The following is a 22,653-nucleotide window of genomic DNA, read 5'->3' as shown; positions in this document are numbered from 1 at the left end:
TACTCTGATACAAGTTCACCATGTCCCGCCTATCCCCTCTTGCTCCGGTCACTCTCGGCCTGCTGATTCTGGCCGGATGCAGCTCCACACCATCCATCCCGCCGCGCGGAGCGGATGTGACCGATTCCCACGTCGCCAGTTTCCGCCAGAAGGAGGACGAGCAACTGCTGCAAAAGCAGGTGTCACCTCCGCTGGATGCGCCTTTGTCGCTGCTGGAGGCACCGCTGCCGCGCTACCCGTCCTTCCTGCTGAATGACACATCATCCAAAGCACGCGGCGATGTGACGGTGTCGTTCGAGATCATGCCCAGCGGGCTGGTCGGCACCGTTCGTGTGCTGTCTGGCACAGGGGATGATGCCTTGCACAAGCCGGCGATCGATGCGGTGCGCCGCTGGAAATTTGCGCCGCTGCTACGCAACGGGGAACCCGCACGCCTGGTCCTGCAACACACCTTCCGCATGGAACCTGAGCGCGTCAGATAGCGCGGTGACGCCACTCATGCGTCACGCGCCAGCCGCAGCCCGCTGTATTGCCAGCGTGCAGTGGCAGGAAAGAAATTGCGGTAGGTGCTGCGCGCGTGCCCCGGCGGCGTAGCGCACGAACTGCCGCGCAGCACGTACTGGTTGACCATGAACTTGCCGTTGTATTCGCCCACCGCGCCTTCGGCCGGGCGAAAGCCGGGGTAGGCGGCGTAGCTCGATTGCGTCCACTGCCAGGCGGTGCCAAACAGCTGCTCCAGCCCAGGGTCGCCAATGGGTGCCAGCTGCGCGGCGTGTTCCCATTCGGCCTCGGTGGGCAGGCGCGCGCCTGCCCAGCGGGCATAGGCGTCGGCTTCGTAGTACGAGAGGTGCAGCACCGGCAGCGCCGCCTGCAAAGGCTGCAACCCCGCCAGTGTGAACACCTGCCACGGGCCGTCGCCACCCGGGCGGTGCCAGTACAGTGGGTGCTCCAGCCCCTGGGCCACGCGCCAGTCCCAGCCTTCGGCCAGCCAGTGGGCGGGTTGCTGGTAACCCCCGGCCTGCACAAACGCCAGCCACTCGCCGCAGGTCACCAGCCGCGAGGCCAGCGCATACGGCGCCAGGTAGCAGCGGTGGCGCGGGCTTTCATTGTCGAAGGCGAAACCGGTGCCACCGTGGCCGATGTCCACCAGCCCTCCTTCCAGACGCACCCAGCCCGGGGGCGCAGTGGCGGGGGTGATGGCGGGATCGCCCACCGGGGTGGTGGCATCGCCATAGGCCGGAAAGATGGGGTTGCACGACAGCAGGTGCTTGATGTCGGTCAGCAGCAGCTCCTGGTGCTGCTGCTCGTGCTGCAAGCCCAGCTCAACCAGTGCGCGCAACGTATCGCTCTGCAGCACGGCGGGCATAAGCCGCGCCATGCGCTGGTCCACATCGGCACGGTAAGCCTGCACCCCGGCGAGTGGCGGCCGCGTGAGCAGGCCGCGCTGCGGGCGTGGGTGCTTGGCCCCCACACCGTTGTAGTAGGAGTTGAACAGCACGCGGAATGCGGGGTTGAACGGCGCAAAACCCGGCTCGTGCTGTTCCAGCACAAAGGTCTCGAAGAACCAGGTGGTGTGCGCCAGGTGCCACTTGGCGGGGCTGGCATCGGGCATGGACTGGGCGGCGCAGTCCTCCGCCGAAAGAGGGGCAACCAGCGCTGCGGTGTGGTTGCGCACAGAGGTGTAGCGGGGCAGCAGCCCAACGGTCGAAGCGCCAAAGTCCATGTTGGTCATACCAAAAAACCTTCAGGGCCTGGCGTGCACCACGGCAAACCAGCCCCGGTCGTCGGTCCAGGCCTGGGCCTGTGTAAAACCCGCGTGCTCCAGCATGTCGGTGAACACGCGCAAGGGGTATTTGTAGCTGTTCTCGGTGTGGATGCGCTCACCTTGGTCAAACCGGCGGCCGCCACCGGGCCAGTGCACGTCGAAGTCCGCCATGGCCTCCAGGTGCATCTCGATGCGCGACGCGCCCTGGTTGAAAAATGCGCGGTGCTGCCACTGCTCCACGTCAAAGTTGCTGCCGATGAGCCGGTTCACATGCCGCAGCACGTTGCGGTTGAAGGCGGCCGTCACACCCGCCGCATCGTCGTATGCGGCTTCGAGCACGTCCACGTCCTTGGGCAGGTCGATGCCAATCAGCAGGCCGCCGTCGTCGTCGATCAGCTCGCGCATGTGGGCCAGCAAGCTCTGCGCGTGGGGCGGGTCGAAGTTGCCGATGGACGAACCGGGGTAGAACACCAGCCGCCCGGTGCGCGGAATGTCGTCGGGCAGGGCCACGCCCTGCGTCATGTCGCCACCCACGGCCCGTGCATCGAGGCCCGGGAAGTCGTCACGCAGGCCCTGCACCGCAGCCTGCAAAAAGTCGGCAGAAATGTCCACCCCCACAAAACACGCGGGCTGCACCAGCCGGCACAGGGTGCGGGCCTTCTGGCAGTTGCCCGCGCCCAGCTCGACCAGCGTGCGCCCCACCCCCACGGCACGCGCGATGTCGGCCGCATGCTGGTGCATGAGCGCGGTTTCGGTGCGGGTGGGGTAGTACTCGGGCAGGCGGGTGATTTCCTCGAACAGGCGGGAACCATGCTGGTCGTAGAAATACTTGGGCGAAATGCTCGCGGGCCGCTGGTTCAGGCCACGCGTGATGTCGTCGGTGGGGCTGGGCAAAGGCATGGGTTGTGTCGAGGCGTCTCACGCGGCGCACATGCACCGCAGGTTCATCCAACAGAACGGCCCCGGGACCCTGTGGGCTCCAGCAGACCATCCCGCACCCGGGCGGAGGTATCAAACAATCACCCCACCGCCAGCGGGCCATTGTGCGCCGCCTGGATGACATTGTGTGCATGCCGTTTCTGCCGCAGCCCACGCCTGGCACGGTATCCCATTGCAATTTTTTGGGCACTTTCGCCCAGTGCCCCGCTCCAACGCCGCTGTGCCCACTTTTTTGCAGGAGTGCCCGATGCCCATCCACACCGGCTCAACGCCATCCAGCCCATACAGCGGCCCCTCACTGGGCATCGACACACGCCCCGCCCCGGCCGCAGGGCCCACGCGGCGGCGCCTGCTGCGGCAGGGACTGTGGGGCAGCGCCTTGGTGGCGGCCCCGGCCCTGGTGCCCGCCGCCATGGCGCAAGGGGCCTTGGCTCCCACACCACGCCAGACCGAAGGGCCGTACTACCCGGTCCGGTTCCCGTCGGACAGTGACGGCGACCTGCTGCGCAACGGCCTGATGCGCTATGTGGACGGACAGCCCGTGTGGGTGGAGGGCCGGGTCACCGACACGCAGGGGGTGCCCCTGGCGGGTGGCACGGTCGAGATCTGGCAGTGCGATGCAGACGGCCACTACCACCACCCCGGTGACGGCAACAAGGCGGCCCCGGCCTTCCAGGGCTTTGGCCGCGTGGTGCTGGGCCGCGACGGGCGCTACCGCTTCCGCACCATCCGGCCCGCGCCCTACACGGGGCGCACGCCCCACATCCACTTTAAGGTGCGCCTGCCCGATCGCGAGCTGCTGACCACGCAGATGTATGTGGCGGGCGACCCGGGCAACACGAGCGACTTCCTCTGGAGCCGCCTGGGCGCGGCAGAGCGTGCGGCCCTCACAGTGCCGTTTGCGCCGTCGGCCGATGGCATGCGGGCCGAGTTTGCGCTGGTGGTGCAGGCCTGATGGGCTGCCACCCGCCACAATCCACCACCCCTCTGCTCTGCTCACCTGCTCCACCGCATGGATTCCGTCACCCAACTCGTTCTGGGCTCTGCCGTCAGCATCGCCACCCTGGGCCGCCGCACCGCCGTGTGGAAGGCCGCGCTCTGGGGCGGCATTGCTGGCACGTTGCCCGACCTGGACGCACTGATCGACCATGGCGACGCCATCCTCAACATGGTGCTGCACCGCTCGGAGAGCCATGCCCTGCTCTACCTCACCCTGCTGTCGGCGCCGCTGGCCTGGCTGGTGTCGCGCCTGCACCGGGAGCCAGGCCTGTTCAGCCGCTGGTGGCTGGCCCTGTGGCTGGCGCTGATCACCCACCCCTTGCTCGACTGGATGACGGTGTATGGCACGCAGCTGCTGCTGCCCTTCACCCACACGCCCTATGCGGTGGGCAGCGTGTTCATCATCGACCCGCTCTACACCCTGCCGCTGCTGCTGGGCGTGCTGCTGGCGCTGCTGATGCGCCACGGGCGGGGCATTGGCTGGGTGCGCGCCGGGCTGGTGCTGAGCACGGCCTACCTGGGCTGGAGCGTGGCCGCGCAGCAGATGGCCACGCAGCGGTTTCTGGCGCACGCCCCGGTGCCGCAGCTGGCGCCCGGGAAGTTGCTGGTCACGCCCGCGCCCTTCAACACCCTGCTGTGGCGCGCCGTGGCCGTGACGCCCACGCACTACTACGAGGGCTACTACGGGTTGCTGGACGGCGACCGACCCGTGCGCTGGACCGCCCATGAACGCGGGGAGGCCCTGTATGCGCGCCACCAGGGCAACACGCTGGTGGACCGCGTGGCAAGGTTCAGCCACGGATTCTTCAAGATGAGCGAGGCCGAGGGCGAGGTCTTTATCACCGACCTGCGCATGGGCAACGAGCCCACCTACACCTTCCACTTCAACCTGGGCACCCCGGCTGAGATGGCTGGGGGCCAGCGCCCCACCACCCAGCAGTGGCAGCGGCCCGACCTGGCCACCGCCCTGCCCTGGCTGTGGGCACGCATGAGGGGGGCCGATGTGGTGCTGGCACCGCCGCAGGGCATGCGCGGGCAGCCCTAGGGGCGCCAGCGCTCAGAAGAGCAGGTGTACTGCCCGAAACAGCGGCATCTGTGCCTTGTGAGGGGGCTTCCTGCGGCCTACGCTGGGCCCATCCTTCCCGAACAAACCATGCCATGCCCTCCATGCCCAGCCACAGCACAAAGAGCCACGGGAATCGATGGCCCGGCGGCACTAGCGCCCGCATCGGCAACGTGAAACCCGGGCAGGGTTGCGGGGTGGCTGCATGACACTTGCCACCCTGCTGGTCTTCTCGCTGGTGGCACTGGTGGCCATTGCCACGCCGGGTCCCACTGTGCTGCTGGCGCTGACCAATGGCGCGCGCTACGGCGTGCGCCGCGCACTGCCGGGCATGCTGGGCGCGATGACATCCGACTTCGTGCTCGTAGGCGCCGTGGCGCTGGGGCTGGGCGCGTTGCTGGCCGCGTCGGAGTTCTGGTTCTCGGTGGTGAAGTGGCTGGGGGCCGCCTATCTGGCCTGGCTGGGGTGGCGGCTGCTGCGCTCGCAAGGAGGCCTGGACGTTGCATCCGCAGGGGGCGCCCCGAGCACCGTGGGGGCGGCAGCCGCGCCGCGCAGCATCTTCCTGCGCTCGTTTCTGGTGGCTGTCACCAACCCCAAGTGTTATCTTTTCTGCTCGGCGCTGTTGCCACAGTTCATCAACGCCAATGCACCGCAGTGGCCACAGTACGCGGCCATTGCGGTGGTGTTTGCCAGCCTCGATGGTGTGGTAATGCTGGCCTATGCGCTGGTCGGTGCACGCGCCATCCGGCTGTTGCACCGCCGTGCGGTGCGGTGGCTGGACCGCTGCTGCGGGGGCGCATTGCTGGCGCTGGCCGCCTCACTGGCGTTGTACCGCCGCGGTGTGAGCTGACCAGCGCCGCTGCAACGGCGCCGCCAGAAGCTGCCGCCATCACCGAAGCGATGGAGAACTGCCTCTTAGAAGCGCCAACCCAGACCCACGCCCACCAGAACAGGGTCTACCTTGAAGGTGCCCAGCTTGGCACCACCCGCAGTCACATCGGTCTTGATGAAGACCTTCTTCACGTCAAAGTTGAGGTACAGATTCTTGGCCAGCGGGATGTCTACACCCACCTGCAGCGCGGGGCCAAAGCTGTTGCGATCGATGTTCACACCGGCAGGCAGGTTCACGCTGGAGAAACGCGTGTAGTTCAGGCCTGCGCCCACATAGGGCTTGAAGCCGGGTGCATCAAAGTGGTACTGCGCCAGCAGTGTCGGTGGCAGGTGCTTGAGCGTGCCAATGGCTGCGCCACCCGCGCTGAGCGTGTGCTTTTGCGGCACCGTGAGGATCAGCTCGGCCGCGATGTTCTTGTTGAAGAAGTACGTGATATCGACTTCAGGAATCGCCTTGTTGTTGACCGTGAGGCCCAGGGGTGTGCTGTCCTTGTTGGCGCTGTCCAGGTGCACCGCACGTGCACGGACCATCCAGGGGCCTTCAGCCTGTTGCGCCAGGGCAGCGCCGGAAGACAGGACACACAGGGCAGCTACAGCCAGCAGGTTCTTTTTCATGGTGATTACGCATCGGTTGGACGGGGACGACCCCCGTGCATGTATTGAACCGCTGCACCTGCCCACCGGCCTTGCCTTAACTCAAGGCCTTGGTACTAACCCTTAGACCTACATCAAGACATGCCCATTCTTAGAACGTGTTTACGAGCTTTTCAGGGCCGCGCAAGTACCTTGCCGGGATGGGATGCAAGGCGCGGGGTGCAGTGGATAGCTTGGCTATCCACAAGCGCCGCAACGCTGCAGACCGCCCGGCAAGGCACTTGCCCGAAGGGTTGGGGCGAAATCGGGCGATTGGACGCCTCGACTGCTTGCATGGGCACGAGCCCATGCGGCGCATCCGAAGCATCCACTCATCCCGATTGCGCCCCAACGCGGCCCCGAAAAGATCGTAAACACGTTCTTACGCTGTGGACTTGCCGCGCAGGCGCTGCACCAGCGTGACACCCGCCAGCACCAAGCCACCAGCCACAATGCCCACCACCGCGTTGAGCAGGTTCTCGGCCACCACCTTCCACACCCCGCCTGCGGGCCACTGGCCTGCGGCGTTGGCGGCGGCCTCGACGGCATGGTGCAGCGCAGGCACGCCGTGCACCAGAATACCGCCGCCCACCAGGAACATGGCCGCCGTGCCCGCCACGGACAAACCCTTCATCAGCCAGGGCGCCGCCCGCACAATGCCCGCGCCCAGCGCCCGCGCCGTGCTGCTGGCCTTGTTGCTGAGCCACAGGCCCAGGTCGTCGAGCTTGACGATGCCCGCCACCAGGCCATAAACCCCCACGGTCATGATGATGGCGATGCCCGACAGCACGGCCACCTGCTGCGCAAAAGGCGCGGTGGCCACGGTGCCCAGGGTGATGGCAATGATTTCGGCCGACAAAATGAAGTCGGTGCGCACAGCACCTTTGATCTTGTCTTTTTCGAACGCCACCAGGTCTACCGCCGGGTTGGCGTTGGCTTTGGCATGGCTTTCGTGCTCGGCAGCGTCCTCGTGCGGTGCGTGCAGCAGCTTGTGCGCCACCTTCTCAAAGCCCTCAAAACACAGGAAAGCGCCCCCCACCATCAGCAGCGGCGTCACGGCCCAGGGTGCAAATGCGCTGATGAGCAGCGCGGCGGGCACCAGGATGACCTTGTTGATCATCGAGCCCTTGGCCACGGCCCACACCACCGGGATCTCGCGCTCGGCACGCACCCCGGTCACCTGCTGCGCATTGAGCGCAAGGTCGTCCCCCAGCACCCCTGCGGTCTTCTGCGCCGCCACCTTGGTCATCACGGACACATCGTCCGCCATGGCCGCACTCTTCTTGGCCGCCACTTTGGTCATCACGGCCACGTCGTCCAGAATGGTGGCGATATCGTCGAGCAGGGCAAGCAGGCTGCCAGAAGCCATGGGAGGTCCTTGGAATGGATGAAAAGCGCCGACTATAGCAATGACCCGCGTCAATCCTGCTGATATCAACGCCCCATGAAAAACGGGGCCGAAGCCCCGTTGCACGTCGCCTGCAAAGCGTGCCAGTCCAGCTCTTTCTGTAAGCCTTCCAAGGAGCGCAAGCGCCCTACCGCATCCATCGAAAACGCGCTGCCCCAGCGCCAGAGCAGCCGAGCAAGGGCCGCCCCGCAGCGAGGGCTGCGTCCCCCTTCCCGATTCGCGCAGCGAATCGAGAGAAGGGGGAAGCGGCGCAGCCGCTCAGGGGGTTGTACCTGCTCACCCCACCCACTTGCGCGCATTGCGCCAGATGCGCATCCAGCCGCTGTACTGCGCCTGGTCCTCGCTGGTCCAGCTCATCTGCACGTTGCGGAACACGCGCTCGGGGTGCGGCATCATGGCCGTGAAGCGGCCATCGGCGGTGGTCACGGCCGTCAGGCCACCCGTGCTGCCGTTGGGGTTGAAGGGGTACTGCTCGGTGGCACGGCCGTGGTTGTCCACGTAGCACATGGCGGCAATCGCCTTGTCGGCGTTGCCCCGGTACTTGAAGTTGGCATAACCCTCGCCATGCGCCACGGCAATCGGCAGGCGGCTGCCAGCCATGCCCTGCAGGAACAGGCTGGGGGACTCCAGCACTTCCACCAGCGAGAGGCGGGCCTCGAAACGCTCGCTCTGGTTGGTGGTGAAGCGCGGCCAGCCTTGTGCGCCGGGGATGATGTCGGCCAGCTCGGCAAACATCTGGCAGCCGTTGCACACGCCCAGGCCGAACGTGTCGGTGCGACCGAAGAAGCCCTGGAACTGTGCCGCCAGCACCGGGTTGAAGGTGATGGACCGAGCCCAGCCAATGCCCGCACCCAGCGTGTCGCCATAGCTGAAGCCGCCGCAGGCAACCACGCCCTTGAAGTCTTCGAGCTTGACGCGGCCAGTTTGCAGGTCGGTCATGTGCACGTCGTAGGCCTCGAAGCCTGCCTCGGTGAAGGCGTAGGCCATCTCGATGTGCGAGTTCACGCCCTGCTCGCGCAGGATGGCGACCTTGGGTTTGGCCAAATTCAAGTACGGCGCAGCGACATTCTCGGCTGCGTCGAACGTGAGGTGCACGTGCATGCCCGGGTCGGTGGGCTCGCCCGCCGCCGCGTGTTCCGCGTCGGCGTTGGCGGGGTTGTCGCGCTGCTGGCAGATCTTCCAGCTCACCGCATCCCACACCTGGTGCAGGTCGGCCAGCGGTGCGCTGAACACGGCCTTGGCATCGCGCCAGACCTGCAGCTCGCCCTTGCCCGCGTCGATTTCGGACGACACAGGGCGGGTCTTGCCCACAAAATGGCTGAATTTGGACAGGCCATGCTCGCGCAGCACCTGCATCACATCGTTGCGCTTGGCGGTGCGCACTTGCAGCAGCACACCCAGCTCTTCGTTGAACAGCGCCTTGAGCGTCAGTTCTTCACGGCGGGCACTGACCTGCTGCGCCCAGTTCTTGGCGTCACCGGTTTCCATGCGGCTGTCGCTGATGCCGTCGCCCTCAGTCACCAGCATGTCCACGTTGAGCGCCACGCCCACGTGGCCCGCAAATGCCATTTCGGCCGCTGCGGCCAGCAGGCCGCCATCGCTGCGGTCGTGGTAGGCCAGGATCTGGCCCTTGGCGCGCAGTGCGTTCACGGCGTTGACCAAGTTGACCAGGTCTTGGGGGTCGTCCACATCGGGCACCATGTTGCCGCTTTGCTCCAGCGTCTGGCCCAGGATGCTGCCTCCCATGCGGTTCTGGCCCTTGCCCAGGTCGATCAGCACCAGCGCGGTGTCGGCCTCAGTGGCGTTGAGCTGTGGCGTGAGCGTGCCGCGCACGTCGGACAGCGATGCGAAGGCGCTCACGATCAGGCTGACGGGTGAGGTGACCTTCTTCTTGTCCGCGCCTTCACTCCACTGCGTGCGCATGGACAGCGAATCCTTGCCCACGGGGATGGACACGCCTAGAGCGGGGCACAGCTCCATGCCCACAGCCTTCACGGTTTCGTACAGCGCGGCGTCTTCGCCGGGCTCGCCACAGGCGGCCATCCAGTTGGCCGACAGCTTCACGCGCGGCAGCTCGATGGGAGCAGCCAGCAGGTTGGTGATGGCCTCGGCCACGGCCATGCGGCCCGAGGCGGGCGCGTTGATGGCGGCCAGCGGCGTGCGCTCGCCCATGCTCATCGCCTCGCCCGCAAAACCCTTGTAGTCGGCCAGGGTCACGGCGCAATCGGCCACAGGTACTTGCCAGGGGCCGACCATCTGGTCGCGGTGGCTGAGGCCACCCACCGTGCGGTCGCCAATGGTGATGAGGAAGCGCTTGGACGCCACGGTGGGGTGGGCCAGCACGTCGATCACGGCCTTTTGCAGCGGCACGCCGGTCAAATCCATCGGCGCGAACTGGCGCTCCACGGTCTTCACATCGCGGTGCATCTTGGGCGGCTTGCCCAGCAGCACGTTCATGGGCATGTCCACGGGCAGCTTCTGGTCTTCGGCCGTGGCAGCGGGGTCGTGCAGCACCAGCTGACGCTCTTCAGTGGCCGTGCCGATCACGGCAAAGGGGCAGCGCTCGCGTTCACAAAAGGCTTTGAACTGTTCCAGCGACTCGGGCGCAATCGCCAGCACATAACGCTCTTGCGATTCGTTGGACCAGATTTCCTTGGGCGCCATGCCCGACTCTTCGAGCTGCACGGCGCGCAGGTCAAAACGTGCGCCACGGCCTGCGTCGTTGGTCAGCTCGGGGAAGGCGTTGGACAAGCCGCCTGCACCCACGTCGTGGATCGCCAGGATGGGGTTGTCGGTGCCCTGGGCCCAGCAGTGGTTGATGACTTCTTGCGCGCGGCGCTCGATCTCGGGGTTGCCACGCTGCACCGAGTCAAAGTCCAGCTCGGCCGCGTTGGTGCCGGTGGCCATGGAACTGGCAGCGCTGCCGCCCATGCCGATGCGCATGCCGGGGCCGCCCAGCTGGATCAGCAGCGAGCCAGCGGGGAATTCGATCTTCTTCGTCAGCTCGGCGTCGATCACGCCCACACCGCCCGCGATCATGATGGGCTTGTGGTAGCCACGCTGCACGCCGCCTACGTTCTGCTCGTACTCGCGGAAGTAGCCGTTGAGGTTGGGGCGGCCGAATTCGTTGTTGAACGCCGCGCCGCCCAGAGGGCCTTCGACCATGATCTGCAGCGGGCTGGCGATGTGCTCAGGCTTGCCCACGGTGCTGCCCCAGAGCTTGGAGACGGTGAAGCCCGTGAGGCCCGCCTTGGGCTTGGAGCCCCGGCCGGTGGCGCCCTCGTCGCGGATCTCGCCGCCCGCGCCGGTGGAGGCGCCTGGGAAAGGCGAGATGGCCGTGGGGTGGTTGTGGGTTTCCACCTTCATCAGCACATGCTGGGTAACGCTACTTTTTTGATAGCTATTAGCGCTTGATGGATGCGCGGTAGCGGCCATTTTTGCCACAAATCTCTCGACCTGGTGGCCTTCCATCACCGAGGCGTTGTCCGAATACGCGATCACTGTGTGCTGCGGCGCCAGCTGGTGGGTGTTGCGGATCATGCCGAACAGGCTCTTGTCCTGGGCCACACCGTCGATGGTGAACTGGGCGTTGAAGATCTTGTGGCGGCAGTGTTCGCTGTTGGCCTGCGCGAACATCATCAGTTCCACGTCGGTGGGGTTGCGCTTGAGGCCCGTGAACGCGGTCACGAGGTAGTCGATTTCGTCATCGGCCAGAGCAAGGCCGAAGCGGGTGTTGGCGGCCTCCAGGGCAGCGCGGCCACCGGCCAGCACATCCACATGCTCCATGGGCGCGGGCTGCAGTTCGGTGAACAGGGCAGCGGCGGCGCTGCGGTCGGCCACCACGGACTCGGTCATGCGGTCGTGCAGCAGGGCGGACACCTGGGCCAGTTGCTCGGCGGTCAGCTCCGGCGTCTTGCCCAGCAGGCCTGCCTTGAGGCTGATGCGGTATTCGGTGATGCGCTCCACGCGGCGGATGGCGATGCCGCAGTTGCGAGCAATGTCGGTGGCCTTGGAGGCCCAGGGCGACAGCGTGCCCAGGCGGGGCGTGACGATGAGCACGGCGCCGTCTTCGGGGCCTGCGTACGGGTCGCCGTAGGTCAGCAGCGCAGCCAGGCGTTCTTGCTCAGTGGGTGTGGGGGCCGCATCGGTGGCGACCAGGTGCACGAAACGCGCTGCAATGCCGCTGATCTTGGGGTGGATCGCCTCCAGGGCGGGTTGAAGTTGCTGGGCGCGGAAGGAGCTGAGGGCGTTGCCGCCCGCCAGCGTGGTCATGTGCAAGGTCACGGTAGCGGCCTGTTGGGGGGTGTCAGGGGTAGAGGGTGGCTCCGGGCGCCAGCGTGCAGCCAGGACCGGAGCCCAGCATTTTACCGGGCATGGCTGCACCGCCTGCGTGGCGCGGGGGCCAATGGGATAATCCGGGGATGAGCATCACCATCAAAAGCGCTGAGGACATCGAGGGCATGCGCCTGGCCTGCCGCCTGGCCTCCGAAGTGCTGGACTACATCGCCCCCCACATCAAGCCCGGCATCACCACCAAAGAGATCGACCGCCTGGGCGCCGAATGCATGGCCCAGCAAGGCACCATCTCGGCCACCGTGGGCTACCAGCCGCCCGGCTACCCGCCCTACCCGGCTTCGCTGTGCACCTCGGTCAACCATGTGGTGTGCCACGGCATCCCCAACGACAAGCCGCTCAAGAAGGGCGATATCGTCAACGTGGACGTGACCGTGATCACCAAGGATGGCTGGTACGGCGACAACAGCCGCATGTACCTGATTGGCGAATGCTCGATTGCCGCCAAGCGCCTCACGGCCCTCACGTTTGAAGCCATGTGGCATGGCATCGTACAGGTCAAGCCCGGCGCGCATCTGGGCGACATCGGCCACGCCATCCAGAAGTTTGCAGAAGGCCACGGGTTTTCCATCGTGCGCGAGTTCTGCGGCCACGGCATTGGCCAGAAGTTCCACGAAGAGCCCCAGGTGCTGCACTATGGCCGCCCTGGCACGCTCGAAAAGCTTGTGCCCGGCATGGTCTTCACCATCGAGCCCATGATCAATGCGGGCCGCCGTGAGGTAAAGGAATTCGGCAACGACGGCTGGACCATCGTGACCAAGGACCACAGCCTGTCGGCCCAGTGGGAGCACACGGTGCTGGTCACCGAGACTGGCTACGAAGTGATGACACTGTCGGCCGGCTCGCCGCCACTGCCCGCCTTCGTGACCGCGACCAAGACCTGACCTGCGAGGCGCACAGCCCCTGGCACAGACCGGCGCGCACAACTCTTGCATGGCTTTTTGCATGGCCTCCCACAGCACACACCGACCATGACTGAACTCCATGCCCTGCGCGACGCCTACCGCAGTGACAAGGCCGCCCTGCTGGCGGCCATGAAATCCACAGGCGCATCGACACGCGTCATCCGCGTGGTGCTGCGCAAGCTGTCATCGCTGGCAGGCAACCTGCTGCACACGCTGTGGCAACGTGCCCAGCTGCCCGACGACATGGTCCTGGTGGCGGTGGGCGGCTTCGGGCGCGACCAGCTGTTCCCCTACTCCGATGTCGATGTCCTGCTGCTGCTGCCCGACGGCGCCGCGCCCGAGGCGGGCAGTGCGTTGCGCGCGCAGTTGGAGGGCTTCATCGGCAGCTGCTGGGACACGGGACTGGAGATCGGATCGAGCGTGCGCACCGTGGCCGAATGCCTGGCAGAGAGCGCCGGCGATGTCACCGTGCAGACCTCGCTGCTCGAATCCCGCCTGGTGTGCGGCAACGCTGCGCTGTTTGCCGAGTTCCAGCGCCAGTACCGCGCGCAAATGAACCCCGAGGCCTTCCTGGTGGCCAAGACGCTGGAGATGCGCCAGCGCCACACCAAGTACGAGAACACACCCTACTCGCTCGAACCCAACTGCAAGGAATCTCCCGGCGGGCTGCGCGACCTGCAGATGATCCTGTGGGTAGCACAAGCCGCAGGCCTGGGCCGCAACTGGAAAGAGCTGGCCGCCAGCGGCATGGCCACGGCCTTTGAAGTGCGCCAGATTGAGCGCAACGAGGCGCTGCTCTGCCTCATCCGCGCCCGCCTGCATGCAGCGGCCGGGCGGCACGAAGACCGCCTGGTGTTCGACCTGCAGACCGCCGTGGCCGAATCGTTTGGCTACCGCTCGCAGGCGCCCGATGGCTCGCGCCTGCCCATGCGCGCCAGCGAGAGCCTGATGCGCCGCTACTACTGGGCGGCCAAGGCCGTGTCGCAGCTCAGCCAGATCCTGCTCCTCAACATCGAGGAGCGACTGAGCCCATCGACGCACGAACCGCGCCCGATCAACGAACGCTTCTTTGAGAAGGCGGGCCTGATCGAGGTGGCCAGTGACGATCTGTATACCCGCGACCCGCACGCGATCCTGGAGACCTTTCTGCTCTACCAGACCACGGTGGGGCTCAAGGACCTGTCAGCGCGCACCCTGCGAGCGCTGTACAACGCGCGCGGAGTGATGGACAGCGCGTTCCGGCGCGACCCGGTCAACCGCGATGCCTTCATGCGCATCCTGCAGCAGCCCTCCGGCATCACCCACGCCGTGCGGCTGATGAACCAGACCTCGGTGCTGGGGCGCTACCTGTGGCCGTTTCGCCGCATCGTGGGGCAGATGCAGCATGACCTGTTCCACGTCTACACGGTGGACCAGCACATCCTGATGGTGCTGCGCAATGTGCGCCGCTTCTTCATGGCCGAGCATGCGCACGAGTACCCGTTCTGCTCGCAGCTGGCTGGCGGGTGGGACAAGCCCTGGATCCTGTACGTGGCCGCCCTGTTCCATGACATTGGCAAGGGGCGCGGGGGCGACCACTCGCAGATTGGCGCCGAAGAAGTCCGGCGCTTTTGCCGACAGCACGGCGTGGACCGCAAGGACGCCCGGCTCATCGAATTCCTGGTGCGCGAGCACCTGACCATGAGCACCGTGGCACAAAAGCAGGACCTGAGCGACCCCGACGTGATCGGTGCTTTTGCGCGCCGCGTGGGCAACGAGCGCAACCTCACGGCCATGTACCTGCTCACGGTGGCCGACATCCGCGGCACCAGCCCCAAGGTCTGGAACGCCTGGAAAGGCAAGCTGCTGGAAGACCTGTACCGCGCCACGCTGCGCACCCTGGGTGGCCGTGCGCCCGATGCGGCCGCCGAGATCGAGGCTCGGAAGCGCGAGGCCCTGGTGCTGCTGGCGCTCAACGCCCTGCCATTCGAGGCCCACAAGGCGCTGTGGGCCACGCTCGACGTGAGCTATTTCATGCGCCATGACGCGGCCGACATTGCCTGGCACACACGCCACCTGTCGCGCCATGTGGGCACGGCGAAACCGGTGGTGCGTGCACGCCAGTCACTGGCCGGCGATGGCTTGCAGGTGATGGTGTATGCCGCCGACCAGGCCGACCTGTTTGCCCGCATCTGCGGCTACTTCGACCGCGTGGGCTTCAGCATCCTGGATGCGCGCGTGCACACCGCCAACAACGGCTATGCGCTTGATACCTTCCAGGTCGTGGCCTCTTCGGCATCTGAACAGCCCGGGCACTACCGTGAGCTGACCCACATGGTCGAGAGCGATCTGATGCGCGTGATCGAGGAAGGCGGCCCGCTGCCAGAGCCCGCGCGCAAGCGGGTTTCGCGCCGGGTCAAGAGCTTCCCGGTCGCACCCCGCGTCACCCTGCGGCCCGATGAAAAGGCGCAGCGCTGGCTGCTCGCGATATCGGCCAGCGACCGCGCGGGCCTGCTCTACCTGGTGGCACGCATCCTGGCGCAGCACCACCTGAGCGTGCAGCTGGCCAAGGTCAGCACACTGGGAGAGCGGGTGGAAGACACCTTCCTCATCCAGGGCCCCGAGTTGCAGAACAACGCACGGCAGATTCAGATCGAGACCGAACTGCTGCGCGAGCTGTCGTCCTGACACCGGCCCTGCGCCCCCTCCGTCAGTCGTCTTCCGTGGCGCTGATTTCCGGGAACAGCACCTCGGTAAACCCGAACTGCGTGAAGTCCCGCACCCGCATCGGGTACAGCTTTCCGATGAGGTGGTCGCACTCGTGCTGCACCACGCGGGCATGGAAACCATCCACGGTGCGGTCGATGGGATCGCCGTACGGATCAAAGCCGGTGTAGCGGATGCGGGACCAGCGCGGCACCTTGCCGCGCAGACCGGGCACCGAGAGACATCCTTCCCAGTCTTCCTCTTCCTGCTCTCCCAAAGGGGTGATGACCGGGTTCAGCAACACGGTCGGGGGCACCAGAGGCCGGTCCGGGTAGCGCGGGTTGCGGTCGTTGGCGCCAAAGATCACCAGTTGCAGATCCACCCCGATCTGGGGCGCCGCCAGGCCCGCGCCGCTGACGGACCGCATGGTGTCGAACATGTCCCGCACAAGAAGGTGCAGGGCGTCGGTGTCAAACTCGGTCACGGGTTGGGCCACGCGCAGCAGGCGCGGGTCGCCCATCTTCAGGATGGTGTGGATGGTCATTGAATGAACAGGAATTTGAGCAGAGGCCCATGCGGTGATGCGCGCGGGCCTACGGGGCACATGCAGCATAGCGCGTGGGCAGCCACCGCGCAGCACTCACCCCTCCCAACCCCTTCACAATACCCCCATGGCCACGACGCCCCCAGACGACTCCATCCCCGAGCCTCCCGAGCCTTCGCCACGGCCCTTGCCCTGGCCTGTGCGCTGGCTCCTGCAGAGCTTCGCGGTGTTGTGCTTGGTAATGGGCGCGATTGGTGTGGTCGTTCCCGGCCTGCCCACCACCGTTTTCATCCTGATGGCGGCCTGGGCTGCGGCGCGCAGCTCGCCACGGCTGTACCGCTGGCTGTGGCACCACCGGCTGTTTGGCCCACTGCTGCGCAACTGGGCCCAGGGCGGCAAGGTCAGCCGCCGAGCCAAATGGAGCGCCGCCCTCGTGATGTCCTTGAGTGCCGTGGTGCTGCTGCTGACGGTGTCACGCCCATGGGTCGTGGCGGTGGCCATCGGGAGCATGGCCTGCGTGCTGGCCTGGCTGTGGCGCCGCCCCGAGCCCTCGTGACAGCCCGGCTGCGGTACTCGAATGGCTTCGGCGAAATCAGCCCGATGGCACAAACCCACAGCAAATGCTTTTTGGGCTGTTTTTTGTGTATATAATCTAAGTCTTGTTCCTCGATAGCTCAGTCGGTAGAGCGCCGGACTGTTAATCCGTAGGTCCCTGGTTCGAGCCCAGGTCGAGGAGCCAAGATTTTGCAGGCCCTGCATGAGTGAAGCGGGGCCTTTTACATAGATAGATACCGATTATTCCTCGATAGCTCAGTCGGTAGAGCGCCGGACTGTTAATCCGTAGGTCCCTGGTTCGAGCCCAGGTCGAGGAGCCACACTAATAGCCCTGCATCGTCATTCGGTGCGGGGCTATTTTTTTTGCCTACAACAGCATCAGCCAGCACCCGAGGCCGCATGCCAGACAATGGTGTCTTTGCGCATAGCCACCATGCCCCCGCAACTGCCCTGGCTGGAAATCGAAGACCCCTTCCCCGCTCCCGCCCTTGCCTGGGGATCTGAAGACCCCGCACCTGGCCTGCTGGCGGCCGGAGGTGCACTGGACGTAGAGCACCTGTGCGCCGCATACGCGCAAGGCACCTTCCCCTGGTATGGCCCCGGGCAGCCCATCCTGTGGTGGGCACCAGACCCGCGCATGGTGCTGCCGGTCGCCGAGTTTCGGTTGCACCGCTCCCTGCGCAAGACGCTGCAGGCCTTCTGCACCCAGGAAGACTGCGAAATCCGCGTGGACCACGCATTCAAACAGGTCATCACCGCGTGTGCCACCAAAGAGCGTGAAGGCCAGGCAGGAACCTGGATCGTGCCGGAGATGGTCGAGGCCTATACCCGACTTCATGCCGCAGGCCATGCCCACAGCGTCGAGACCTGGGTCCAGGGAGAACTGGTCGGGGGGCTGTACTGCGTGGCGCTCGGCCGAGCAGTGTTTGGCGAATCCATGTTTGCCCATGCCACCGATGCCTCCAAGATCGCGCTCTCGGCCCTGGTGGCACTGTGCCGCCACCACGGCATCGGCCTGATCGATTGCCAACAGAACACCGGGCATCTGGCGTTTCTCGGAGGACGCGAAATACCCCGCGCTGAATTCCTCCTGCAGGTCGAAAAGGCCCGCAATCAACCCGCCATCCCCTGGACGTTTGACCCCGTATACTGGAACGAGCTGCTGCCCACCACGACCCGCAAGGCATGACGCAACTCAACGACCTCCCGCTGCAGACCCTGCAGTTCTATGCGACCGCCCCCTACCCCTGCAGCTATCTGCCGGACCGGCAGGCGCGATCGCAGGTCGCCACGCCCAGCCACCTGATCCAGAGCGACCTGTATTCCGACCTGGTCGCCAAGGGGTTTCGCCGAAGCGGCATGTTCACCTACCGGCCGTATTGCGATGGCTGCCAGGCGTGCACACCCCTCCGGGTACTAGCCCACGAGTTCAAACCGGATCGCAGCCAAAGGCGTGCTGCGGCCCGCCATGCAGGGCTGCAGGCACGGGTGCTGCGCCTGTGTTTTGTGCCCGAGCACTACCAGCTCTACCTGCGCTACCAGAACGGTCGCCATGCGGGCGGCGGCATGGATCAGGACAGCATTGACCAATACACCCAGTTCCTGCTGCAAAGCCGTGTCAACTCGCGGCTGGTGGAGTTTCGGGAGACCGACGCGTCAGGAGAGCCCGGGGCCCTGAAGATGGTCTCCATCCTGGATGTGCTCGATGACGGCCTGTCGGCGGTCTACACCTTCTACGAACCTGAACCCCACTGCAGCTACGGCACCTACAACGTCCTTTGGCAGATCGAGCAAGCGCGCTCGCTGGAGTTGCCCCATGTGTACTTGGGCTACTGGATCGAAGCCAGCCCCAAAATGAACTACAAGGCCCGTTTTCACCCCCACGAGATCCGCACCGAGGGCCAGTGGCATCGCATGCATGCGCCCCCTCCCCATAGCGCCTGAACACCTGGCAACATTTCACAAGGTAAGATGCAGCGGCTTCTGCTTCACTGCCGCCCATGAAAAAAATCGATCCCAGCATTCCCGTCAAACCCAGCGTTCAAGTGCTGGAGCGCATGTTTACGCTGATCGACGTGCTGGCCTCCCGTGAAGATGCAATCTCCTTGAAGGAAATCAGCGAAAAGACGGGCCTGCACCCGTCCACCACCCACCGCATCCTGAACGACCTGACCATTGGCCGGTTTGTGGACCGCCCTGAATCCGGCAGCTACCGGCTGGGCATGCGACTGCTGGAACTGGGCAACCTCGTCAAGGCCCGCCTGAGCGTGCGCGACGCCGCCCTGACCCCCATGCGCAACCTGCACAAGCTGATCCAGCAGCCGGTCAACCTGAGCATGCGGCAAGGGGACGAGATTGTGTATGTGGAGCGAGCTTACAGTGAACGTTCGGGCATGCAGGTGGTGCGCGCCATCGGGGGCCGGGCGCCGCTGCACCTCACCTCTACGGGCAAACTATTCCTGGCGCTGGACGACCCCCAACGCGTGCGCGCCTACGCCACGCGCACCGGCCTGGCTGGCCACACACGCAACAGCATTACCCAATTGCCGGTGCTGGAGCGCGAGCTGGCGAAAGCCCGCCAGTACGGCATTGCTCGCGACAACGAAGAGTTGGAGCTGGGCGTACGCTGCATGGCGGCGGGGGTGTATGACGACCAGGGGAAACTTGTAGCCGGCCTGTCCATTTCGGCCCCTGCCGATCGACTGGATGAGGGCTGGATGCCCAAGTTGCAGGCCACCGCCAACGAGATATCCCTGGCCCTGGGCCACGTGTCCACCGCCGATCCCAGCCACGACATAGCGGCAAGCAGCCACGGCGACTTTCGCTAACTTCTGCGCCCCTCCCTGGTTTCTATTGCAGAAAGCCGCAGACACCCAAAGCACGCCACACCACCAAGCGGCAGTGCTGAGTGCGGGCGATCACCCCCTCAAAACAAAACACCCGACGGCGATTTGCCAGTCGGGTGTTTTTTTAGCACTGGAGGATGAAGCCTGTCAGCCGTTACCGCCCCGGGCGGAGTGCAAAGGCGCAGCCAGCGTCGGCGTGGATTCCACCCACTGGCGCACCCGCTCGGCATCGCCCAGGCGGCTGAACTTGCCCGCCGAATCCAGAAACACCATGATCAGCTTGCGCCCGGCCACCTGAGCCTGCATGACCAGACAACGCCCAGCTTCCGAGATGTAGCCGGTCTTCTGCAGGCCGATATCCCAGGTCGGGTTCTTCACAAGCCCATTGGTATTGTTGTACTGCAGGGTTTTCCGCCCCACAGCCACCTCATAGCCCGGGGACGTGGAAAGTTCGCGCAACAATGGGTCGCCATGCGCCACATTCACCAAGGTCGCCAGATCGCGGGCGCTGGACTGGTTGCGGCTGGACAATCCGGTGGGCTCGACATACCGCGTATCGGTCATCCCCAGCAGGCGGGCTTTGGCATTCATCTGGGCCACAAAAACTTCCAGCCCGCCTGGGTAAGTGCGGCCCAATGCATGGGCAGCCCGGTTCTCGCTGGACATGAGCGCCAGATGCAACATTTCGCCCCGCGTCAGCGTGGTCCCGACCGTCAAGCGCGAGCGGCTGCCTTTCTCGGTATCCACATCGTCCTGGGTGATCGTCAGGGGTTCATCCATCGGCAATTTGGCCTGGGAAATGAGCATGCCCGTCATGAGCTTGGTCAGAGACGCAATCGGCAGCACCGCATGATCGTTTTTGCTCAGCAGGACCTCGTGCGTATCCTGGTCCATCACCAGCGCTACGCTGGATTTGAGATCCAGCGGATCATTGACTTCATGCAGGCCCGCAATCTGACCAAACGACTGCCTCGCCGGCACAAAAGCCACCCGAGTGGGCGCCTTCGCCGTCTTGGCAGTCACCCGCACGGCCTTGGCATTGGTGTTGGCTGCCGCCTTGCGCGGTGCCACGGCGCGCTTGGCATTTGCCGAACTTACCTGCTGCTTTTTGGAAACGGCTTTTTTTTGTTCGCCCGCATGTACCAGGGGGCTGACGAGAGCTGCACTCACGACGGCGAAGCCCAGAAACTGGAGAAAACGAGTCACTGCAGAGCGGTGGCGATGGTGCATCAAAGTGCTCCAAACGGTAAGAAGTGTTGAGCAGTGTACAGAATCAAAAAAAGTCGCGCAAGATCAATATCTTGCGCGACTTTCCCAGAAAGTGAGTGAAATTATAAGTCGGTCACTCAGCCCTGCGCAGCCACCCGGTCGGCTTTACTTTGTAACTTGTTCAAAGCACTCAGATAAGCCTTGGCGGATGCGACCACGATATCAGGGTCTGCCCCCACACCATTCACCACCCGGCCGCTGTTCTGCAGGCGCACGGTGACCTCCCCCTGACTCTCGGTCGAACCGCTGATCGCATTCACCGAGTAGAGCACCATCTCTGCGCCGCTCTTGACATGCGTCTCGATGGCCTTGAGCGAAGCATCCACCGGGCCGTTGCCTTCGGACTCGCCACGCACCTCCTGCCCATCGACAGTGAACACAATGCGTGCACGGGGCTGCTCGCCGGTTTCGCTTTGCTGGAACAACGAGACAAAACCGTACTGCTCCTTCTCGGCCGTCACGCTCTCGTCGCTGACCAAGGCCAGGATGTCCTCGTCAAAAATCTCGCTCTTGCGGTCAGCCAGCTCCTTGAACTTGGCAAAGGCCACATTGATCTCGGTTTCGCTGTCTAGCTGCACGCCCAGCTCCTGCAGGCGCTGCTTGAAGGCGTTGCGGCCGCTGAGCTTGCCCAGCACGATCTTGTTGGCCGACCAGCCCACATCCTCGGCGCGCATGATCTCGTAGGTGTCGCGGGCCTTGAGCACGCCGTCCTGGTGGATGCCACTCGCATGGGCAAAAGCATTCGCCCCCACCACGGCCTTGTTGGGCTGCACCACAAAGCCTGTGGTCTGGCTCACCATGCGGCTGGCCGCCACGATGTGCTGGGTGTCGATGGCCAGATCCAGTCCGAAGTAGTCCTTGCGGGTCTTCACGGCCATCACGATCTCTTCGAGCGAGCAATTGCCAGCGCGCTCACCCAGGCCGTTGATCGTGCACTCGACCTGCCGCGCGCCGCCGTTCTTCACACCGGCGAGCGAATTGGCCACGGCCATGCCCAGGTCGTTGTGGCAATGCACTGACCAGATCGCCTTGTCGCTGTTGGGGATGCGCTCGCGCAGGGTCTTGATGAAATTGCCGTACAACTCTGGCACGGCATAGCCCACGGTGTCAGGCACGTTGATGGTGGTGGCGCCTTCGGCGATCACGGCTTCGAGCACACGGCAGAGAAAATCCGGGTCGCTGCGATAGCCGTCTTCAGGGCTGAACTCGATGTCAGCCACGAGGTTGCGCGCAAAACGCACGGATTGCTTGGCCTGCTCCAGCACCTGCTCGGGGGTCATGCGCAGCTTCTTTTCCATGTGCAGCGCGCTGGTGGCAATGAACGTGTGGATCCGCGCACTGTTGGCACCCCGAAGGGCTTCGGCCGCCCGCGAAATATCGCGGTCGTTGGCGCGCGAGAGCGAGCAGATGGTCGAGTCCTTGATGGCGTTGGCGATGGCTTGCACCGCTTCGAAATCACCGTTGGAGCTGGCGGCGAAACCGGCTTCGATCACATCCACTTTCAGGCGCTCCAGCTGGCGCGCGATGCGCAGCTTTTCGTCCTTGGTCATCGAGGCGCCCGGCGACTGCTCGCCATCGCGCAAGGTGGTGTCGAAAATGATCAGTTTGTCAGCCATGTTGTTCTCCTGGTATCGGTGGGTGGGGACCCGCAACGTCAAAATTCTGGCGCCCAAAACAAAAGGCCCGTTGCGGATGCATACGGGCCTTTGTGGAAAAAGTGTGCGCGTGCGCCTACCGTCTCCGCCCGTGGGGAGGTAGCAGTAGCGCCAGAGCAAACATGTTCATACAGCGCAATGTA

General features: G+C 65.0%; 18 protein-coding genes and 2 tRNA genes. 12 read left to right on the top strand and 8 right to left on the bottom strand.

Going from position 1 to position 22,653, the window contains the following annotated elements:
* Positions 1 to 20 precede the first annotated feature (20 nt).
* Entirely contained in the window at positions 21 to 482 is a 462-nt protein-coding gene (locus ACYZGB_RS07885; RefSeq protein WP_462387692.1) for an energy transducer TonB, read from the top strand.
* 14 nt (positions 483 to 496) lie between these two features.
* On the opposite strand, the gene egtB is transcribed toward ACYZGB_RS07885, so the two are convergent.
* Positions 497 to 1,732, bottom strand: coding sequence for an ergothioneine biosynthesis protein EgtB (egtB, locus tag ACYZGB_RS07880; protein WP_462387690.1), 1,236 nt, complete (start codon positions 1,730 to 1,732; stop codon positions 497 to 499).
* Positions 1,733 to 1,744: 12 nt separating this feature from the next.
* The gene (gene egtD / locus ACYZGB_RS07875) at positions 1,745 to 2,665 is read right to left on the bottom strand and encodes an L-histidine N(alpha)-methyltransferase (protein WP_462387689.1); all 921 of its coding nucleotides are present in this window, start codon (positions 2,663 to 2,665) and stop codon (positions 1,745 to 1,747) included.
* A gap of 286 nt (positions 2,666 to 2,951) precedes the next feature.
* Between egtD and ACYZGB_RS07870 the strand changes: the two genes are divergently transcribed.
* The 3 genes from ACYZGB_RS07870 to ACYZGB_RS07860 all read left to right on the top strand — a co-directional run bounded on the left by ACYZGB_RS07870 (position 2,952) and on the right by ACYZGB_RS07860 (position 5,616).
* Positions 2,952 to 3,659, top strand: a complete 708-nt coding sequence (locus ACYZGB_RS07870) for a dioxygenase family protein (RefSeq protein WP_462387688.1) — start codon at positions 2,952 to 2,954, stop codon at positions 3,657 to 3,659.
* Positions 3,660 to 3,716: 57 nt separating this feature from the next.
* Positions 3,717 to 4,748, top strand: a complete 1,032-nt coding sequence (locus tag ACYZGB_RS07865) for a metal-dependent hydrolase (protein ID WP_462387687.1) — start codon at positions 3,717 to 3,719, stop codon at positions 4,746 to 4,748.
* Between the two features lie 223 nt (positions 4,749 to 4,971).
* Entirely contained in the window at positions 4,972 to 5,616 is a 645-nt protein-coding gene (locus ACYZGB_RS07860; RefSeq protein ID WP_462387686.1) for a LysE family translocator, read from the top strand.
* A gap of 65 nt (positions 5,617 to 5,681) precedes the next feature.
* Here ACYZGB_RS07860 and ACYZGB_RS07855 read toward each other — a convergent pair whose 3' ends face one another.
* The 3 genes from ACYZGB_RS07855 to purL form a co-directional block, all read right to left on the bottom strand.
* Positions 5,682 to 6,272, bottom strand: coding sequence for an OmpW/AlkL family protein (locus tag ACYZGB_RS07855; protein ID WP_063459603.1), 591 nt, complete (start codon positions 6,270 to 6,272; stop codon positions 5,682 to 5,684).
* A gap of 400 nt (positions 6,273 to 6,672) precedes the next feature.
* Complete coding sequence (locus ACYZGB_RS07850) at positions 6,673 to 7,659, bottom strand: DUF808 domain-containing protein (RefSeq protein ID WP_462387685.1); 987 nt, start codon at positions 7,657 to 7,659, stop codon at positions 6,673 to 6,675.
* A gap of 315 nt (positions 7,660 to 7,974) precedes the next feature.
* Positions 7,975 to 11,982, bottom strand: coding sequence for a phosphoribosylformylglycinamidine synthase (purL, locus tag ACYZGB_RS07845; RefSeq protein WP_462387684.1), 4,008 nt, complete (start codon positions 11,980 to 11,982; stop codon positions 7,975 to 7,977).
* 137 nt (positions 11,983 to 12,119) lie between these two features.
* Between purL and map the strand changes: the two genes are divergently transcribed.
* Together map and ACYZGB_RS07835 are read left to right on the top strand one after the other, a co-directional pair.
* Complete coding sequence (map, locus tag ACYZGB_RS07840) at positions 12,120 to 12,935, top strand: type I methionyl aminopeptidase (RefSeq protein WP_462387683.1); 816 nt, start codon at positions 12,120 to 12,122, stop codon at positions 12,933 to 12,935.
* Between the two features lie 87 nt (positions 12,936 to 13,022).
* Positions 13,023 to 15,623, top strand: a complete 2,601-nt coding sequence (locus tag ACYZGB_RS07835; protein WP_462387682.1) for a [protein-PII] uridylyltransferase — start codon at positions 13,023 to 13,025, stop codon at positions 15,621 to 15,623.
* A gap of 22 nt (positions 15,624 to 15,645) precedes the next feature.
* On the opposite strand, the gene def is transcribed toward ACYZGB_RS07835, so the two are convergent.
* The gene (def, locus tag ACYZGB_RS07830; RefSeq protein ID WP_462387681.1) at positions 15,646 to 16,185 is read right to left on the bottom strand and encodes a peptide deformylase; all 540 of its coding nucleotides are present in this window, start codon (positions 16,183 to 16,185) and stop codon (positions 15,646 to 15,648) included.
* A gap of 127 nt (positions 16,186 to 16,312) precedes the next feature.
* Here def and ACYZGB_RS07825 point away from each other — a divergent pair, with 127 nt between their 5' ends.
* From ACYZGB_RS07825 to ACYZGB_RS07800, 6 genes are all read left to right on the top strand, one after another.
* Positions 16,313 to 16,741: a YbaN family protein gene (locus ACYZGB_RS07825; RefSeq protein ID WP_462387680.1), complete on the top strand. Its 429-nt coding sequence runs from the start codon at positions 16,313 to 16,315 to the stop codon at positions 16,739 to 16,741.
* A gap of 107 nt (positions 16,742 to 16,848) precedes the next feature.
* Positions 16,849 to 16,924: transfer RNA gene (locus ACYZGB_RS07820), tRNA-Asn, on the top strand.
* A 60-nt stretch (positions 16,925 to 16,984) separates the two neighbouring features.
* A tRNA-Asn gene (locus tag ACYZGB_RS07815) sits at positions 16,985 to 17,060 on the top strand.
* A gap of 113 nt (positions 17,061 to 17,173) precedes the next feature.
* Positions 17,174 to 17,929: a leucyl/phenylalanyl-tRNA--protein transferase gene (gene aat, locus ACYZGB_RS07810; protein WP_462387679.1), complete on the top strand. Its 756-nt coding sequence runs from the start codon at positions 17,174 to 17,176 to the stop codon at positions 17,927 to 17,929.
* Positions 17,926 to 18,684 carry an arginyltransferase gene (locus tag ACYZGB_RS07805; protein WP_462387678.1) on the top strand — a complete coding sequence of 253 codons (759 nt, stop codon included), beginning with the start codon at positions 17,926 to 17,928 and terminating at the stop codon, positions 18,682 to 18,684. Before aat ends, ACYZGB_RS07805 begins: the two co-directional genes overlap by 4 nt.
* 56 nt (positions 18,685 to 18,740) lie before the next feature.
* Entirely contained in the window at positions 18,741 to 19,568 is an 828-nt protein-coding gene (locus ACYZGB_RS07800) for an IclR family transcriptional regulator (RefSeq protein ID WP_462387677.1), read from the top strand.
* A gap of 165 nt (positions 19,569 to 19,733) precedes the next feature.
* Here the strand turns inward: ACYZGB_RS07800 and pbpG are convergent, their stop codons facing one another.
* The gene (gene pbpG / locus ACYZGB_RS07795) at positions 19,734 to 20,816 is read right to left on the bottom strand and encodes a D-alanyl-D-alanine endopeptidase (protein ID WP_462387676.1); all 1,083 of its coding nucleotides are present in this window, start codon (positions 20,814 to 20,816) and stop codon (positions 19,734 to 19,736) included.
* Between the two features lie 116 nt (positions 20,817 to 20,932).
* Positions 20,933 to 22,471 (bottom strand): 2-isopropylmalate synthase, encoded by a 1,539-nt coding sequence (locus tag ACYZGB_RS07790; RefSeq protein WP_462387675.1) that lies wholly within the window; start codon positions 22,469 to 22,471, stop codon positions 20,933 to 20,935.
* Between the last annotated feature and the right edge of the window lie 182 nt (positions 22,472 to 22,653).

The sequence above is a fragment of the Acidovorax sp. Q11 genome, from assembly GCF_054950075.1.
The sequence above is the reverse complement of the archived record's forward strand: the minus strand, read 5'-3'. Positions and strand labels throughout refer to the sequence as shown.

Coding starts and splice junctions, on each gene's coding strand:
- ACYZGB_RS07885 (WP_462387692.1), top strand. CDS start 21: ATGTCCCGCCTATCCCCTCTTGCTCCGGTCACTCTCGGCCTGCTGATT.
- egtB (WP_462387690.1), bottom strand. CDS start 1,732: ATGACCAACATGGACTTTGGCGCTTCGACCGTTGGGCTGCTGCCCCGC.
- egtD (WP_462387689.1), bottom strand. CDS start 2,665: ATGCCTTTGCCCAGCCCCACCGACGACATCACGCGTGGCCTGAACCAG.
- ACYZGB_RS07870 (WP_462387688.1), top strand. CDS start 2,952: ATGCCCATCCACACCGGCTCAACGCCATCCAGCCCATACAGCGGCCCC.
- ACYZGB_RS07865 (WP_462387687.1), top strand. CDS start 3,717: ATGGATTCCGTCACCCAACTCGTTCTGGGCTCTGCCGTCAGCATCGCC.
- ACYZGB_RS07860 (WP_462387686.1), top strand. CDS start 4,972: ATGACACTTGCCACCCTGCTGGTCTTCTCGCTGGTGGCACTGGTGGCC.
- ACYZGB_RS07855 (WP_063459603.1), bottom strand. CDS start 6,272: ATGAAAAAGAACCTGCTGGCTGTAGCTGCCCTGTGTGTCCTGTCTTCC.
- ACYZGB_RS07850 (WP_462387685.1), bottom strand. CDS start 7,659: ATGGCTTCTGGCAGCCTGCTTGCCCTGCTCGACGATATCGCCACCATT.
- map (WP_462387683.1), top strand. CDS start 12,120: ATGAGCATCACCATCAAAAGCGCTGAGGACATCGAGGGCATGCGCCTG.
- ACYZGB_RS07835 (WP_462387682.1), top strand. CDS start 13,023: ATGACTGAACTCCATGCCCTGCGCGACGCCTACCGCAGTGACAAGGCC.
- def (WP_462387681.1), bottom strand. CDS start 16,185: ATGACCATCCACACCATCCTGAAGATGGGCGACCCGCGCCTGCTGCGC.
- ACYZGB_RS07825 (WP_462387680.1), top strand. CDS start 16,313: ATGGCCACGACGCCCCCAGACGACTCCATCCCCGAGCCTCCCGAGCCT.
- aat (WP_462387679.1), top strand. CDS start 17,174: ATGCCCCCGCAACTGCCCTGGCTGGAAATCGAAGACCCCTTCCCCGCT.
- ACYZGB_RS07805 (WP_462387678.1), top strand. CDS start 17,926: ATGACGCAACTCAACGACCTCCCGCTGCAGACCCTGCAGTTCTATGCG.
- ACYZGB_RS07800 (WP_462387677.1), top strand. CDS start 18,741: ATGAAAAAAATCGATCCCAGCATTCCCGTCAAACCCAGCGTTCAAGTG.
- pbpG (WP_462387676.1), bottom strand. CDS start 20,816: ATGCACCATCGCCACCGCTCTGCAGTGACTCGTTTTCTCCAGTTTCTG.
- ACYZGB_RS07790 (WP_462387675.1), bottom strand. CDS start 22,471: ATGGCTGACAAACTGATCATTTTCGACACCACCTTGCGCGATGGCGAG.